This is a genomic window from Aeromonas sp. R2-2 (assembly GCF_040908355.1).
Taxonomy (GTDB): Bacteria; Pseudomonadota; Gammaproteobacteria; order Enterobacterales; family Aeromonadaceae; genus Aeromonas; species Aeromonas veronii.
The window spans coordinates 1-15,202 of the sequence record NZ_JBFODQ010000060.1 but is presented as its reverse complement, the minus strand read 5'-3'; the positions used below and the strand labels follow the sequence as shown (position 1 = coordinate 15,202).

Annotated in this window: 13 protein-coding genes; 9 read left to right on the top strand and 4 right to left on the bottom strand. The window is 57.1% G+C overall.

The features are described from left to right. Positions 1-343: 343 nt before the first annotated feature. From AB5Z09_RS12090 to AB5Z09_RS12080, 3 genes are all read left to right on the top strand, one after another. Positions 344-616, top strand: coding sequence for a hypothetical protein (locus AB5Z09_RS12090; RefSeq protein WP_005337011.1), 273 nt, complete (start codon positions 344-346; stop codon positions 614-616). A gap of 322 nt (positions 617-938) precedes the next feature. Beyond that, complete coding sequence (locus tag AB5Z09_RS12085; RefSeq protein ID WP_139348866.1) at positions 939-1,271, top strand: hypothetical protein; 333 nt, start codon at positions 939-941, stop codon at positions 1,269-1,271. Between the two features lie 64 nt (positions 1,272-1,335). Further along, on the top strand, positions 1,336-2,145 hold the full coding sequence (locus AB5Z09_RS12080) for a nucleotide-binding protein (protein ID WP_335841998.1): 810 nt from the start codon (positions 1,336-1,338) through the stop codon (positions 2,143-2,145). Positions 2,146-2,484: 339 nt separating this feature from the next. Here the strand turns inward: AB5Z09_RS12080 and AB5Z09_RS12075 are convergent, their stop codons facing one another. Together AB5Z09_RS12075 and AB5Z09_RS12070 are read right to left on the bottom strand one after the other, a co-directional pair. Then, the gene (locus tag AB5Z09_RS12075; RefSeq protein WP_368195389.1) at positions 2,485-3,312 is read right to left on the bottom strand and encodes a bifunctional transcriptional activator/DNA repair enzyme AdaA; all 828 of its coding nucleotides are present in this window, start codon (positions 3,310-3,312) and stop codon (positions 2,485-2,487) included. A 51-nt stretch (positions 3,313-3,363) separates the two neighbouring features. Then, the gene (locus tag AB5Z09_RS12070; RefSeq protein ID WP_181497363.1) at positions 3,364-4,128 is read right to left on the bottom strand and encodes an SDR family oxidoreductase; all 765 of its coding nucleotides are present in this window, start codon (positions 4,126-4,128) and stop codon (positions 3,364-3,366) included. 321 nt (positions 4,129-4,449) lie between these two features. Here AB5Z09_RS12070 and AB5Z09_RS12065 point away from each other — a divergent pair, with 321 nt between their 5' ends. Both AB5Z09_RS12065 and AB5Z09_RS12060 read left to right on the top strand, forming a co-directional pair. Beyond that, complete coding sequence (locus tag AB5Z09_RS12065) at positions 4,450-5,820, top strand: leucine-rich repeat-containing protein kinase family protein (RefSeq protein ID WP_368195388.1); 1,371 nt, start codon at positions 4,450-4,452, stop codon at positions 5,818-5,820. A 282-nt stretch (positions 5,821-6,102) separates the two neighbouring features. Continuing rightward, positions 6,103-6,750: a thiopurine S-methyltransferase gene (locus AB5Z09_RS12060; protein ID WP_005337003.1), complete on the top strand. Its 648-nt coding sequence runs from the start codon at positions 6,103-6,105 to the stop codon at positions 6,748-6,750. Between the two features lie 331 nt (positions 6,751-7,081). On the opposite strand, the gene AB5Z09_RS12055 is transcribed toward AB5Z09_RS12060, so the two are convergent. Beyond that, positions 7,082-9,868 carry an insulinase family protein gene (locus tag AB5Z09_RS12055; protein ID WP_368195387.1) on the bottom strand — a complete coding sequence of 929 codons (2,787 nt, stop codon included), beginning with the start codon at positions 9,866-9,868 and terminating at the stop codon, positions 7,082-7,084. Between the two features lie 162 nt (positions 9,869-10,030). On the opposite strand from AB5Z09_RS12055, the gene sixA reads away from it, so the two are divergent. The 3 genes from sixA (at position 10,031) to AB5Z09_RS12040 (ending at position 11,920) form a co-directional block, all read left to right on the top strand. Beyond that, entirely contained in the window at positions 10,031-10,498 is a 468-nt protein-coding gene (gene sixA, locus AB5Z09_RS12050; protein ID WP_021230584.1) for a phosphohistidine phosphatase SixA, read from the top strand. 133 nt (positions 10,499-10,631) lie between these two features. Continuing rightward, positions 10,632-10,838: a DUF1107 domain-containing protein gene (locus AB5Z09_RS12045; protein WP_005336998.1), complete on the top strand. Its 207-nt coding sequence runs from the start codon at positions 10,632-10,634 to the stop codon at positions 10,836-10,838. 164 nt (positions 10,839-11,002) lie between these two features. Beyond that, positions 11,003-11,920 carry a DMT family transporter gene (locus AB5Z09_RS12040; protein ID WP_368195386.1) on the top strand — a complete coding sequence of 306 codons (918 nt, stop codon included), beginning with the start codon at positions 11,003-11,005 and terminating at the stop codon, positions 11,918-11,920. A 105-nt stretch (positions 11,921-12,025) separates the two neighbouring features. Here the strand turns inward: AB5Z09_RS12040 and AB5Z09_RS12035 are convergent, their stop codons facing one another. Beyond that, complete coding sequence (locus AB5Z09_RS12035) at positions 12,026-13,642, bottom strand: peptide ABC transporter substrate-binding protein (RefSeq protein ID WP_043825544.1); 1,617 nt, start codon at positions 13,640-13,642, stop codon at positions 12,026-12,028. A 382-nt stretch (positions 13,643-14,024) separates the two neighbouring features. Here AB5Z09_RS12035 and fbp point away from each other — a divergent pair, with 382 nt between their 5' ends. Continuing rightward, positions 14,025-15,059 (top strand): class 1 fructose-bisphosphatase, encoded by a 1,035-nt coding sequence (gene fbp / locus AB5Z09_RS12030; protein WP_005336993.1) that lies wholly within the window; start codon positions 14,025-14,027, stop codon positions 15,057-15,059. Positions 15,060-15,202: the final 143 nt, after the last annotated feature.

Here is a 15,202-nt window from a genome sequence, read left to right as displayed (position 1 = left end):
TGCAAAAAGACGCCCTTGAGGCGTCTTTTCTTTTCTCAATCGTTTGCGCAACACATCTTCTTTTTTCGAGCAGCTTTTCGCCACCTTGCCCCTGTCATATGTGACAGGGGCATTTTTGCCATCCCGCACTAGGCTCTCTCATGCCAATTGAGCCCGCTGTCAACAGCGGCTTGTGGCAAGGGGGAGGGCTTATCCAGTTGCAGATAGCTGCGCAAACGGGCCCATCGTTATCGCGCCAACCGGCAGTGATGACACCCCGGTGGAGACCGGAAACCACTTGAATCAACGGGGCGCAGCCCGAACGGCCAAACGAGTCGGGATCATAGAGCACGGAGAGTTTGATATGTCAGAACAAGCAGTGTTGGTGGGTGGATGGACCGCATATCACAAGCTGACCGCCGAGGATCAGGCGGTATTTGATCAGGCGCTGAAAGGATTTGTCGGGGTGCAGTACGTACCCTTTGAAGTCTCCACCCAGGTGGTGGCTGGCACCAACTACCGCTTCAAGTGCAAGAGCACTGTGCCGCTTGCCAAACCGATCCATGGCGAAGCCGTGGTACAGATCTTCAAATCACTGGACGGGGATGCCCATATCACCTCCATTACCCCGATTTGATTGGGGGCGGGGCTTGGCGGGGAGGGGGAGATCTCCTAACCGGTTTGCTCCAAATCCTGAAAATATGAAAGACGCCTTAGGGCGTCTTTTCTTTATCTATGATCTGGCACCGCAGATATATGTCCAGTATTGGTACGTCTTATTTAATTTGTTGATCTTGCTCAGGAAACTGCCATATCACACTTTTTATTATCTTCCTTACTAGCTAGCATACTGGCTCGGTAACAGCCTTTTTCGTCAAGCTAGAGTAGCCGCAGAGTTATATGGCAAGCTCAGTGAACTGACCTGTACCGCTTCCCATCTAATCGCCATTAGAGGTCACATGCAGCTTACAGTGCATGAAAACTGGATTGAAGGTGATGGTGTTCGCTTTAAAGGCGAATATCCAGTCCTCAGCGCATCACTGATTCACGAACACGTTTTGGTCATATATGACTGGATGGCCTTTGAGAGAAATAGCCCAGCTAGAAACCTATTTTGCTATGCTCGTGCGGGGAGTTTTATTTGGCGGGCATCAGATATTGGTCAAGGTGCGGTTGATGCTTACACCTACATTACAAGTGAATCTCCATTATGGGTAGGGAATTTTGCGGGATTCAACTGCAGAGTTGATGAGGCATCAGGTAATGTATTAGAGACATATTTCAATAAATGACCCTTAATATATTATTCACTTCGTTCACGGCTTTGCGAACTTTTAACAAAAAATTGGAGGGACTATGAGAAAGCCAAGAGTATTTATCGGTTCATCTGTTGAAAGCCTACCTATAGCAGATGCAATTGCTGAAAACTTAGAGTTTGATGCAGAAGTTACAATATGGCGGAATGGTACATTTAACATTTCGAGTAACGCTCTTGATGACTTGATTTCAAAAGCTAAGTCTGTAGATTTCTCTATTTTTATTTTTTCTCCTGATGACCTGACAGTTATTAGATCTAGAGAAAAGTATGTTGTAAGAGATAACGTAGTTTTTGAACTTGGTTTGTTTATTGGTGCAATTGGAAAGAACCGGTGTTTTATTGTAAAACCACGTGGCGTTGACTTGCATTTCCCAAGTGATCTTCTAGGTATTACTCCAACAGATTTTGATGCAAACAGAAGTGATGAAGACTTAGCTTCATCTCTTAATTACTCCGCTACACAAATAAAACGAGCTTTCAAACTACAAGGTTTGCTTGAACTTGATTCTGTTCAGGAAAAACCACGTATTGATGTAAATGCTCAATTAGCAACGCTCACCGACACAGATATGATCGCATTGTCAGTGTTACTTGAGTCTGTAAACTCAGATGTTGATGGTTGCGTTAGTTGGGATTTGTATAACCGTTTCGTTAAATATGATTTAAGTTCGGCTAAAATCAACTTGGCTATAATAAAACTCACCCGTTTAGGTATGATCGAAAAATTAAATAGCTCTGATTTTAATGGTAATGAGTATTTTAGCTACAAGTTAACTGAGTACGGAATTGACGTTTGTCTATCAAATCAAGATCGTATTGAAACTCTTACTTCACCAGAGAAATGTTAATCTGGCTGGGGTATGCCTCCGCTATTTAGAGTGTCGTAGGGTGCAATGAAATTGCACCTCTACTTTTGTTTCTCATACCTTGCACAAAAGCCGCTCGGCAAATGGTGCAATGCGCTGCGCTTATTGCACCCTACGTCTTTTCGTAAATCCGCTGGGGTGGGGTGGCTAGGCACCATGTCTTGCCAAGGCAACAAAAGGGGCGATCTGCGCCCCGATTTTTCTGTTTTCCCCGCTGTATATCGCCGCACGCTTGTCCGGCACAGCCTGATTGTCTGCTGACTCACAACCAACACTCCTGTTTCGTCACCCCCATCAGGCCGAGCAGACTAAAGGCTACCTTCACTCATACCTCGCCGCTTCCCAGGCGTGTATCGCCTGTTTGCGGGTCTCGCCCCAGTGATAGCCGCCGAGTTTGCCGTTTTGCTGGATGACCCGGTGACAGGGGATCATCAAGGCGACGGGGTTGGCGCCCACCGCCAACCCCACGGCGCGGGCAGCCTTGGGATTGCCGACGGCGCTCGCCACCTGGGCGTAGCTCACCACCTTGGCGGGCGGGATCTGCAGCAGCGCCCGCCAGACGCTGATCTGAAAGTTGGTGCCGCTCACGTGCAAGGAGATGGGGCGATCCGGCGCCTTGCTACCATCGAACATGGTGTTGATGACCCCCTGGGTGCGTGATGGCGCTTCTTGCAGCCTTGCCGCAGGCCAGCTGTGGGCGAGGGCGGCCAGCGGCGCCTGTGGGGCCTTTTCATCGAGAAACGAGAAGTTGCACACCCCCCGCGGGGTCAGGGCGACGAATGCCTGACCGAAGGGCGTGTCGTGCACCCCGTGATCGATAACCAGCCCGGCCCCGCGCTGCTTGTACTCGCCCGGCGTCACCGCTTCGAGCTGCACGAAGTGATCGTATAGCCGCGAGCCGCTGCTAAGGCCCAGGGTATCGGCCACTTCAAGCAGGGGGCGCGACTCCTGCAGCAGCGCCTTGGCCCGCTCCAGGGTCAGCACCTGCAGATAGCGTTTGGGCGTCACTCCGGCCCAGCGGCTGAACAGCCGCTGGAAGTGAAAGGGACTTAAGTGCACGTGCGCCGCTATCTCGTCCAGAGTGGGTTGGCGCTCCACCTGACTTGCGATAAAACGGATGGCATCGGCGATGCGGGCGTAATCAGACATAAGGCGCTCTCACGATAAGGTTTCGGTCGCAGGATCTTGGGGGCGACAAGGTCATGTGCGACAAATTGATACCCCACCATCGGCCAGCAGTGCAATGCCGGTGGTAAAGCTGGATGCATCGGACGCGAGATAGAGGGCCGAGCGGGCGATCTCCTCCGGTTGGGCCAGTCGTTTAAGGGCATGCATATTCTGCACAAAGGCGAGGCTCTCTGGCGTATTGGCAAAAGCCCGCCCCATGGGAGTGTCGGTGCCCCCCGGCAGCAGGGCGTTTACCCGAATCCCTTGTGCCCCATATTCGGCAGCCAGCACCCGGGTCAGGCCAATGAGGCCTGCCTTGCTCGCCGCATAGGCCGCCATACCGGGCAGCCCCAGGATATGGCCGACGAAGGTAGAGGTAAAAATAAGCGAGCCGCCGCCACGCGCCAGCATGGCGGGGATCTGGTACTTGGCCCCCACAAAGGCGCTGGTGAGGTTGGTATCCAGCGTTTCCTGCCACTGCGCCAGTTCAAGCTCCTCTACGCTGCCCGGCGTGCCTGTGGTACCTGCGTTGTTGAAGGCGATATCGAGCCCGCCGAAACGTGTTAACGCGAGCTCCACCAGATCGCGGGCGTAACTCTCGCTTTTCACATCTCCCGCCAGACTTGCCGCCTGGCCCCCCTCATGGCGGATCTCCTCCACCAGCAGATCCAGCTCGGGCTTGCGGCGGGCGCCGACGACGACACTTGCTCCCTCCCGGGCAAACAGGATGGCGCTGGCGCGACCGATGCCGGAGCTGGCGCCGGTGATGATGGCGACCTTGTTGGACAGTAATGACATGGCTGTTCCCTCGCAGGTGTGTTGTGCGCCAAATCAGTGGGGCACAGGGTTGGCTGTGGGTTGGAACTCCAATAGGTTCCAACCGACTTGGGTTTGGCCCCCACTATGGCAACCACTCCTTGCCGGGACGACCCGAATCTTGCTCTCTTTGTACCCAAGTCGTTTTGCTACATGTCGATACAGGCCTTCGTGGCAACAAAAGGGGCGAACTGCGCCCCGAATTCTTTATAATGCCCCCCTTTAAAACCGCCGGACCCGGGTTCGGCGCGCGCTGATGGCTGGCTACGTCATCAGGCAGATCATCAGGATTGAGAAACGGTTATGCATACTCTGGAACAGCTGCGCGCAGGTGAACTGTGCGGTGCCCGCCATCTGAAGCTCTCTGAAAACCTCGCGGTTTTCCCCCCCGAGATTTTGAGCCTGAAAGAGACGCTGGAGGTGCTGGATCTCACCGGCAACCGGTTGAGCGCGCTCCCTGACGAGCTGGCCGGGTTTGGCAAACTGCGCATCATCTTCTGCTCCGAGAACCGCTTTACCGAGCTGCCCGAGGTGCTGGGGCGCTGTCCTGCGCTCACCATGGTGGGCTTTAAGGCCAACCGGATTGCCACCGTCTCGGCCAAGGCGCTGCCCGCCGGTTTGCGCTGGCTGATCCTGACCGACAACGCGGTGGAACAGTTGCCTGATGAGCTGGGCCAATGCGACGCCCTGCAAAAGCTGATGCTGGCGGGCAACCGCCTGCGCGAGTTGCCGACGAGCCTTGCCAACTGCCGCAAGCTGGAGTTGCTGCGCATCGCCGCCAACCGCATCGAATGCTTCCCCGAGTGGCTGCTCTCGCTGCCGCGCCTTTCATGGCTCGCCTACTCCGGCAACCCCTTTAGCGAAGGGACGGAGGCGCGGGCCATCGATGATGCCCATGTCACGCCTCTTGCCTGGGAGACGTTGGGGCTGGGCGAGCTACTGGGGCAGGGAGCATCTGGCGTTATCCATCGCGCCACCCTTGTGGGTAATCCTGCTGATGAAGTGACTCAGGCGAGCGACAGAGGTGATGGCAGTCAGGTGGCGGTCAAGCTGTTCAAGGGGGCGGTGACCAGCGACGGGCTGCCCCGCTGCGAGATGGCGGCATCGCTGGCGGCGGGCACTCATCCCAACCTTATCAAGGTGATAGGCAAGGTGGCGGATCACCCCTCCGGCATTCCGGCGCTGGTAATGGAGCTGATCGACCCGGCCTTTGCCAATCTGGCCGGGCCGCCGAGCCTGGACTCCTGCACCCGGGATGTCTATCCCGAGGATCTGCGTCTCTGTGTAACGGATGCACTGGCGATGGCCCACGGCATCGCCTCGGTGGCGTGCCATCTGCACCGCGCGGGCATCATGCACGGGGACCTCTACGGCCACAATATTCTGTTTGCCCGTGGGTCTGACGCCCCGGCTCGCGCCCTGCTGGGGGATTTCGGTGCCGCCTCTTTGTATGAGCGCAGCGACCGCGAGCGGGCCATGGGCCTTGAGCGACTGGAAGTGCGCGCCTTTGGTTGCCTGCTGGAAGAGCTGCTGGCCCATTGCGATACGCAAGACTCACCGCTTTATGGGTTGCATCAGCTCAAAGCGGCCTGCCTCTCGGAACTCCCCGCCGATCGTCCCGATTTTGCTTATATCGAGCGTCAGCTGGCGGCCGCTCGCGCCACGCTGTCGTGATCTTTTTGGCGTTGGCAGGCACGTTTTGGCTTGCCAACGTCATTCCTTTTATTCATTCATCGCCATACACCCATGACGTTTTTGCATGGGTTGGTATGTCTTGTCCGTTATAAATGCAGCCAATAGCGCCGATTGCGACAGCGAGGCGCACGGTAAGGGGATGTCCCGCCATTCGCCCGATAACACGCAGAGGCTGCGCGGCAAAAAGGGAATGGCAGAGGGTTGCACGGTGCCGGTTAAGTTGTGATATTGAGGCATCTTTAGTACAGAAGGGTAATAACGATGGAAGCTGCGTTTTGGCATCAGCGTTGGGAAGAGAACCGGATTGGCTTTCATCAGGCGGACTTCAACCACTGGCTGCAATCCTGGTGGTCAGCCCAGCAAGCGGACGAGCCGGTGCTGGTTCCCCTGTGTGGCAAATCCCGCGACATGCTCTGGCTGAGCGCTCAGGGCCATCCGGTCGACGGTTTCGAGCTATCGAGCCTTGCCGTCAGCCAGTTCTTCAGTGAAAACCAGCTCGCCGCGACCGTGAGCGAAGTGGGCCCTTATCAGTGCCATCAGGTGGACAGCCTGCGCATTTTTCAGGGGGATTTTTTCGCCGCCCCCAGTCTGGGTCGCCGTTACCGGCTGGTCTATGATCGCGCGGCGCTGATCGCCCTGCCGACCGCGATGCGCCGCCAGTATGCGGCCCTGATCAGTTCGCTGGTCGAGACCGGTGGCCAGATCCTGCTGGTGACCCTCGAATATCAGCCGGAGCAGCAGAGTCAGCCCCCCTTCTCGGTGGGCGAGATGGAGGTGCGAGCCCTGTTCGAGCGCGATTTTCGTATCGAGGTGCTGGGGCGCGCCGCCGAGGTGGATCACCCGCGGGTGCTGTCGGGTCAGCTCTCCTACTTCGATGAGGTAGCCTACCGGCTGGTTCGCCGGGGTTAACGGGCAGCTAGTGGGCGGCCAAAGGGTGATCTGCGCCGACAAATCATCGGGCTACGCGCTCTTCGCTACCTCCTTTGACGTAGATCAACGTGACTGGCGGGGGGAGTGCCTAATATGAGGCTGTTTCTCAATCACTGTTGGCATTGCAACGCAAGTATCGGGTCTTTCCCGCTTGCTGATCAGCAACTCAGTGTCTGATTTTCACGCTCATGTTCACTTTTGGCGGCTTTGGTCGCAATTGTTATGGTTTTTCCAGCCGACCCTGAGGGGTCGGCTTTTTATTGCCTGCGATTTGCGGTGGGAAGGAAAAACGGGGGATGTCGAGGCCTGATCAGGCCTCGAAGGTGGCGGCATTGAGCCGAAATGCTCGTGGATCGTCGATAAACTGGCCGGTGATCCGCTCGTCATGTTCGTGCCCCTGACCATAGCTGCAGAGGATCAGCCGATCGGAGGTGCGCGATCGCAGCTGGGTGATAAAGCGCACCAGGTCAGCGCGGCTCAACTTGCCCACCTCGTCGCAGACCCGCTCCCGTTGATCAAACCCCAGATCCTTGTTGCCGATGCTGACCCACAGCCGCTGGCCGCGACTGCGCAGATTGGCATCCCGCTCGCTCAGCTGGGCTTGCAGTCCCGCCTTGCTCTCCTGCCACTGCTGTTCGGTGAATTCGAGCATGGCGAGCGGGAAGAGGTCGATAAACTCCTCCACCGCATCGAGCAGGATCTGCGGCCCCGCCACCGGCGACTGGATATAGAAGATCAGCCCCGGATGGCGATTGAGGGGCAGGTTGCCGGCGCCCACCACATACCCCAGTTGCTGGCGGGTGCGCAGCTCGTGGAAGAAGGTGGAGGACATGATGTGGTTCGCCAAGGTAAAGCAGGCGAGATCCCGCGCCCGGGTGGTGCGGGACTGGTAGTAGACCAGCAGTGCCGAGTCTTCGTGATCGCAACCCTGTTCGCGAATAAGGGTGCTCCTGTCCTGAATGGAGATGAGCGGGCGGCGGGTCTCGCCGCTCGGATTGCTGCTGGTGCCATTGATGTCGCTCAGGTGGCGCTCCATCAGGGCGGCCAGCTCCAGCGCTTCGGCGGCAGTCCAGTCGCCGTGTACCAGCGCCTCGACATGCACCTCGCCAAACAGCTGGGCCACGAAGCCGGGCATCTCCTCCAGCTCGACGGTGCGCAGGTGACGCAGCAACTGCTCGAACGGCGGGTTGTTGGGTTGCAACAGGCTGGTGAGCTGGTTAAAGAGCTGGGAGATGGGGCGCGCCTTGGACTGGTTGTCCCAGTTGCGGATGAGCTGCTCCTTGATCTCGGCGAAGCGACTCGGATCCGGATACCCCAGGGTGCGGTTGCCGAGGATCATGTCGAGCAAGAGTGGCTGCTTGTCGGCAAAACCGCTCAGGTTGATGGTAAAGCCCCCCTGATGGGCATAGATCTGGTAACCCAGCCCCGCCAGCTCCGCCGGATAGGTGAGGGCGTTGAGGTGGTCGGCCAACAGCTCCACGGCGAGGCGCGCCATGGCGATATTGCGCGGATTTTTGACCGCATGTTCGCTGTCGATGGAGATATAGAGATTGCCCTTGGGCACGCTGAACAGGTGCTCATGGAGGTGCCAGAGGCGAAAACCGGGGCGATCGATAAGGCAGGCGGGCATGTCGGCGGCAAGCTCGGGCGTGCGCGGATCGAGCCTACTGCTGATAAAGGGGTTGGGCTTGGGCAGCGTCAGCGCCGGATCTGGCTCGCTCTGCTGCCAGCGAATTTTCTCGGCCTCGGTAATGGTCGTCACGCTGTAGGGGGTCTGATACCAGCGGGCCAGCCGATCGGTCGCCACTTCCGGCGCAGTGATGGTGATACGCAGGTTGTGCGGGGTGAGCTTGGCGAGGAAACGGCGGATCAGCCCCTCGTCATATTCGCGCATCATGTAGTCGCCGTAGAGCAGATCCTCAGGTTTGTAGCTAAAGAGGTTGAGCACCAGCCCCGACACCGTATCGAGGGGGCGGCCGCGCTCCTGAAAGCGAAACGCCGATTCGAGCACGGTCCGTTTTTCGTCATAGCGCCAGCTCTGCAGCCCTTCGCGGCCAATCAGTTTCAGATAGCCAAACAGGGCGGCGAGGATGTCATCCACATGTTCAAGGCCCAGAGGGGTGAGGCCGAAGTTGACGCCAAAATCCTTGAAGTTGGCGCCGCTGATGCCACCACCCGCCGAGAGCTGGTTGACCCAGCCTTTCGCCTTGAGCAGGGAGAGCAGGCTGCCATCCCCCTCATAACCGATCAGATGGCTCAGGAAGGTGAGGGGCTTTTTGTCGTAAAACTCGTCCACATTGGGCAAGGGGAAGCTGAGCGACAGCTTGCGGGTCTCCTTGACCGGATTGATGTGGATGCGCACGCCGAGATCGTCGAGCCGGTAGAGCGGCATGGTGAGGGTCGGGGTTCCCAAATTGCGATTCAAAATGGGAGCAAAGTAGCGACAGCACCACTGCAACTGGGTATCGATGGATTGTGGCGAGATCATCACCAGCGCCATGCGATCCGCGCTGTAGTGGCTTTCGTAAAAACGGATAAGGTCGGAGCGCAGATCCCGTCCCGGCAGATCGGCCAGGGTATCGAGGTTGCCCACCGAGAACTTGGAGAAGGGGTGCGCCGGGTTGACCGTCTCTTTATGCACCTGATAGCTGCGGCGCATGTCGTCCTGCAGTTTGAGGCGATACTCGGAGTCGACCGCGTTGCGCTCCTTGTCCACCCACTCCGGATCAAAGGTGGGGCAGATAAAGAACTGGGAGAAGCGATCCAGCCCCGCTTCGAAGAAGCCGTTGTCGATCTCGAAGAAGAAGTTGGTGAACTCGGTGCCGGTCCAGGCGTTGTTGCTGCCGCCATGACGGCTCATAAATTGCTGGTACTCACCAGGCTTGGGGTAGGTGCAGGTGCCGAGAAACAGCATGTGTTCCAGAAAATGGGCCATTCCCTGCCGGTCGGCGGGATCGTCAAAATGGCCGGTATTGACCGCCAGAGAAGCGGCGGATTTGTCGGTGTCGGGATCACAAATCAACAAGACCCTGAGCCGGTTGGCCAGCTCCAGAAAATGGTATTGCCGATGGTCATTGGGACTGGCATATGGGCTCATTGGCGTGTGGCTCACGTTGGATTTATTTGAATTTAAACATGATTATCGACCCCGCTATCCCGTCAGGCAAACCCTTTTCTGAGAGGTAGCGCAATTGTTTCCACACCCGTGGCGGGGTAAGATCCCCCGGCTATCAAAACAGGCCCGTTGGGCGAGGTTGTAATGAAGATCTATATCATGCGTCATGGCCAGGCTGGCATGAATGCGAAAACAGATGAACAGCGTCCATTGACCGAGCAGGGTATTGAAGAGTCTATCCAGATGGCCCGCTGGCTGGCGCCTCAGCTGATTGGCCCGCTGGATCGGGTGATCCACAGCAACTATCTGCGGGCACGCCAGACCTGGCAAGCCATATGCAGTGAATTACCTGACGCAGCAGCCGTTGAAGAGAGTGGCGACATTACCCCTTACGGTGATCCCGCTTTCGTGGCCAGCTACCTCACCACTCTGGCTGAACAACATGACCAGATCCTGATGGTCAGCCATCTGCCGCTGGTGGGTTATCTGGTGCAAAGCCTCTGCCCGGCCGCAGGAGCACCCATGTTCGCCACCTCGGGGATCGCCTGTATCGAGTGGCACGATGGCAAAGGAGCCTTGCTCTGGCTCGAAGGGCCGCATACAATAGGCTAAAAGTTAATAAAAAGTTATAGATTGAGTTTTTTGGGAAGAGATGGGCGAGTTTTCCGGATTTTTATAAATAATTTACGGAATTAATTCGCAGAAGCTGCTGTCATACGGATACAACTGCAAGAGGTTGCAAACGATGAGAGTGTTCAAGAAGTACCTGCCACTGATGGTGGCAAAGCATGTCAAAACCTTCTTTAAAGGTCGGATTTACATCCATGGTCGGGGGCGGTTTGATTTCCAATCCGGTTTGTTGCTGATGCCGAATCCGGCGGATATTCCCCACCGCCAGACAGTCACCGAAGTCAACGAGCTGATCTCAAGACTGCACATGGATGCCGCGTGATGCGCTTCTGAACCTGTTTCTGCACTGATATGCCCGCACTTTTGCGGGCATATTTGTTTCTGGCTACTGGCGTTCACCATGTGGCTGTTCAGGCCCACACCTTTGTTTATCTCCCATCGCCCCCTATACTGGCCCGCTGTTGTCTCTTCGGTCTGGATCCTCTCATGCCCCTTGCCTTTCTGTTTCCCTTCTCCTGCATTGCCATCTGGGCTGGCAATGGCATCGTCAGCAAACTGGCGGTTGGTGTGTTGTCCCCCGCAGCCTTGGCCTGGTCGCGCTGGGTGGTGGCTGCGCTGGTATTAAGTCCGTTTCTGGCCCGTCGGGTATGGCGTGCGCGTGCCCGTCTGCGCGCTGGCCTTTGGCAGATCGCCATGCTGGCCTCGCTGGGCATGGTGCTCAACCAGACTTTTGGTTACTACGCGGCGCAAACCCTGGGAGCCACCGAGATGGGGTTGATGATGGGTCTGACGCCGCTGTTGACCGTGTTGTTCAGCATCTGGCTGCTGCGCGAGCGGCCCACCTGGGGCGCTTTACTGGGGGCGCTGCTTTCCATCCTTGGCTTGTCTATCTTGCTGGGGCAGGGGGATCCGACCCGGCTGTTTACCCAAGGCATTCATATCGGCTCTGTCTATATGCTGATCTCGGCCGGTACTTATGCCCTTTACAGCGTGCTGCTCAAGAAGTGGGATCTGGGGCTCGACAACTGGTCGCTGCTCTACGGTCAGGTGATCTGCAGTGTGGTGATCCTGACCCCCTTCTTTTTGCTGGTGGATGGCCAGTGGCCTGATGGGCGGGCCCTGTGGCTGATCCTCTATGCCGGTATCCCCACTTCGGCGCTCTCACCCTGGCTCTGGATGCAGGGTATCGCCCTGCTCGGTGCCAACCGTACCGCCATCTTTATGAACCTGCTGCCGGTGATGACGGCTGGCCTTGCCATCACCCTGCTGGGTGAGCGGTTGACCAGCTATCACCTGATCGGGGGTGGGCTGACCCTGCTGGGTGTCTTGCTGGCACAGTTGCTGGTGCGTCCGGTGGTGATGGGTCGTCGCCGGGTAGTGCTGGCTCCTTGCCCCGAAGAGTAATCTTGCGTGAAAGCGTAGAGGGGCCAAGTGGCCTGCTTGGCCTTCAATGAAAAGCGCCTGCAGCAATGCAGGCGCTTTTTATATGATCAAGCAGTGCCAGATAGGTTACTGGGCGACCAGATAGAGGTCCCGGCTATAGACGATGTCTTGCGGGCTCTCATAGGGATAACCCTTGACGAACGGCTTGAGCAGTCGCGATTTGACGTAGAAGTAGAGCGGCGCGATAGGGGCGTCAGCCTCGATCAGTGCTTCTGCCTGCTGGTAGAGCTGATTGCGCTCGGCCGCATCCTGCGAGTCGTGGGCCTTGGCCAGCAGGGCATCGTACTCCTTGTTGAACCACTTGCCGCTGTTGGCGCTGCTGCTTGAGGTCAGGATATCGAGGAAGGTGGAGGCATCGTTATAGTCCCCGTTCCAGGAGTAGCGACTCACCCCGAAATCCCCCTCGTTCAGTGCCGAGACCATGGTTTTCCACTCCATGTTGTTGAGGGTGGCGGTGACCCCCAGGTTGTGTTTCCACATGGAGGAGACGGCTAAGGCGATTTTCTTGTGGCTCTCGTTGGTGTTGTAGAGGATATCCACGCTGAGCGGTTTGTCCGGGCCATAACCCGCTTCGGCCAACAGGGCTTTGGCCTGCTTGATCCGCTCCTCTTTGCTTTGCTGCTGACTGGCCGGTTTTTTCAGGTCAAAGCCATCGACACTCGGTGGGGTCAGGCTGAAGGCGGGCAGTTGCCCTTGTCCCAAGATCTTGTCGGTGATGGTCTCCCGGTCGAGGGCCAGCGAGAGCGCCTTGCGCACTTTCGGATCATCGAACGGTTTGCGGTTCACGTTGAACACATAGTAATAGGTGGCGAGCATGGGGGCGCTGACCAGATCTTGCGGGCTCTGGCTCTTGATGTGCTTGTACTGCTCCAGCGGGTAGGTGGTGTAGTGCAGCTCGCCGGTGCGGTAGCGGTTGTAAGCGGCGGTTTCGGAGACAATTTCCAGATAGACCACCTTATTCAGGACGGTGTGCTGGTTGTCCCAGTAGTGGGTATTGCGCTCGGCACTCAGCCGCTCGTTGGGGGTCCACTCCTTGAGCACGAACGCGCCGTTGGAGACGATATTGCCCGGTTTGACCCAATCCTTACCGAATTTTTCAATGGTGGCTTTGGGGGCTGGGAACGTGGTGTAGTGGGCCAGCATCTTCAGGAAGAAGGGGACCGGATTTTTCAGGGTCACCTGTAGGGTGTAGTCATCCAGCGCCTTGATCCCGAGCTCTGACGGGCTCTTCTTGCCCTGGATCACCTCGCCGGCATTGACCACACCGGTCAACTCGATAAACCAGGCGTAGTTGGAGGCGGTCTTGGGATCGGCTGCCCGTTGCCAGCCGTAGACATAATCGACGGCGGTGACCGGTTCACCGTTAGACCATTTGGCCTCGGGCCTCAGCTTGAAGGTGTAGACGGTACCTGTCTTGTCGACCTCGTAACTGACGGCACCAGCTGGCTGGGTTTTGCCCTTGCCATCCAGTACATAGAGCCCTTCAAACAGATCGTTGACGATCTCGCTACCGGCACTCTCTTCCACCAGCTGGGGGTCGATGGTGGTGGGTTCGGTGCCGATATTGGTCACGTAGATTTGTTGGGCATCCGGCAGCAGCTTGGTACCGGCAGGCACCTGGGCAGCCCAGGCGGGAAGGGCAAACAGTCCGGCTACCATGCCGGCAATGAGAGTCTTGTTCATTGATAATCCTTGAGTTTTATTTGCTTCCAAAGCGAAATCAGTGTGCTGGATTGGCGATCGGATCTCAAGAGGCAATGGCTGAGGGAACGGCAGGCCCATCAGACTCCATTTTTAATGGCTCAAGGCCAGTCAACTCATGGCTTGCAGCAGGTTATTGCCACGAATTAAGGGGCTGAAAGTTATCGATTGAAACCGAATGAAACGCGTCTTTTACCATAACGTTAGGCGAGATAGCCTATTTAATAGGCCGCTTAATTCGCTGCAAAAACAAAAAACAGACGTTACATTAGGTTACAAATCAAGGCCGCTGGTGATCGGCATTTTTTTTGCTGACGCCTGCAAACGTTTTCAATGCCAACGGATGCGATCTAAAGGAACAAAAATGCGAAACATGATCACCATGGGTGAGTTCATCGTCAAAAAGCAGGCGGATTATCCTACCGCGACCGGCGAGCTGACCTCGTTGCTCAGCTCGATCCGCCTTGCTGCCAAGGTGGTGAACCGGGAGATCAACAAGGCGGGACTGGCGGATATCATCGGTTCCATGGGCGCTGAAAACGTACAGGGCGAGGTGCAGCAGAAGCTGGATGTCTACGCCAACGAACGCTTCAAGGCGGCGCTGGAAGCGCGCGGCGAGGTGTGCGGCATGGCTTCGGAAGAGGAAGAGGACTTCGTCGCCTTTGACTCGCCGCTCTCCAAAAACTCCAAGTATGTGGTGCTGATCGACCCGCTCGATGGCTCTTCCAATATCGACGTCAACGTCTCGGTCGGGACCATCTTCTCCATCTACCGCCGTTTGAGCCCGCAGGGTTCGCCGGTGACCCTAGAGGACTTCCTGCAACCGGGCAACCGTCAGGTCGCAGCCGGTTATGTGGTCTACGGCTCCTCCACCATGCTGGTCTACACCACAGGGTTTGGCGTCAACGGCTTTACCTACGACCCCTCCATCGGCTGCTTCTGCCTCTCCCACGAGAACATCCGCATTCCGGAAGAGGGCAAGATCTACTCCATCAACGAGGGCAACTACATCAAGTTCCCGGACGGGGTGAAGAAGTACCTCAAATATTGCCAGGAGCGCGACGAGGCGACCCACAGACCCTACACCTCCCGTTATATCGGCTCCCTGGTCTCCGATTTCCATCGTAACCTGCTCAAGGGCGGCATCTACATCTATCCGTCCGGCACCAACTCGCCGAACGGCAAGCTGCGCCTGCTCTATGAGTGCAACCCCATGGCGTTTCTGGTGGAGCAGGCTGGTGGCAAGGCCTCCGACGGCTTTGGCCGCATCATGGATATCCAGCCCACCGCGCTGCACCAGCGCACCCCTTACTTCGTTGGCTCGACCAAGATGGTGGAGCGGGCCGAGGCCTTTATGCGCGAGTTCTCCGCCCATGAGGATCCAGCCAACCAGGGCTGATCGTCAGAGGTGTAGGTTGGTGCTGAGCGCAGCGAAGCCCAACATTTACCGGCGCGATTCCCTCTCCCCCCTGGGACAGGGCAGGGTGAGGGGAATGGTTTTCACTGCCCCCCTCATCCCCGGCCCTTCTCCCACAAGGGGAG

What these genes read in the sequence shown, in the direction of transcription:
- AB5Z09_RS12070 (WP_181497363.1), bottom strand. Translation starts at nt 4,128, where the DNA reads ATGTCATTACTGTCCAACAAGGTCGCCATCATCACCGGCGCCAGCTCC.
- AB5Z09_RS12085 (WP_139348866.1), top strand. Translation starts at nt 939, where the DNA reads ATGCAGCTTACAGTGCATGAAAACTGGATTGAAGGTGATGGTGTTCGC.
- AB5Z09_RS12035 (WP_043825544.1), bottom strand. Translation starts at nt 13,642, where the DNA reads ATGAACAAGACTCTCATTGCCGGCATGGTAGCCGGACTGTTTGCCCTT.
- AB5Z09_RS12045 (WP_005336998.1), top strand. Translation starts at nt 10,632, where the DNA reads ATGAGAGTGTTCAAGAAGTACCTGCCACTGATGGTGGCAAAGCATGTC.
- AB5Z09_RS12055 (WP_368195387.1), bottom strand. Translation starts at nt 9,868, where the DNA reads ATGAGCCCATATGCCAGTCCCAATGACCATCGGCAATACCATTTTCTG.
- AB5Z09_RS12040 (WP_368195386.1), top strand. Translation starts at nt 11,003, where the DNA reads ATGCCCCTTGCCTTTCTGTTTCCCTTCTCCTGCATTGCCATCTGGGCT.
- AB5Z09_RS12080 (WP_335841998.1), top strand. Translation starts at nt 1,336, where the DNA reads ATGAGAAAGCCAAGAGTATTTATCGGTTCATCTGTTGAAAGCCTACCT.
- AB5Z09_RS12075 (WP_368195389.1), bottom strand. Translation starts at nt 3,312, where the DNA reads ATGTCTGATTACGCCCGCATCGCCGATGCCATCCGTTTTATCGCAAGT.
- fbp (WP_005336993.1), top strand. Translation starts at nt 14,025, where the DNA reads ATGCGAAACATGATCACCATGGGTGAGTTCATCGTCAAAAAGCAGGCG.
- sixA (WP_021230584.1), top strand. Translation starts at nt 10,031, where the DNA reads ATGAAGATCTATATCATGCGTCATGGCCAGGCTGGCATGAATGCGAAA.
- AB5Z09_RS12090 (WP_005337011.1), top strand. Translation starts at nt 344, where the DNA reads ATGTCAGAACAAGCAGTGTTGGTGGGTGGATGGACCGCATATCACAAG.
- AB5Z09_RS12060 (WP_005337003.1), top strand. Translation starts at nt 6,103, where the DNA reads ATGGAAGCTGCGTTTTGGCATCAGCGTTGGGAAGAGAACCGGATTGGC.
- AB5Z09_RS12065 (WP_368195388.1), top strand. Translation starts at nt 4,450, where the DNA reads ATGCATACTCTGGAACAGCTGCGCGCAGGTGAACTGTGCGGTGCCCGC.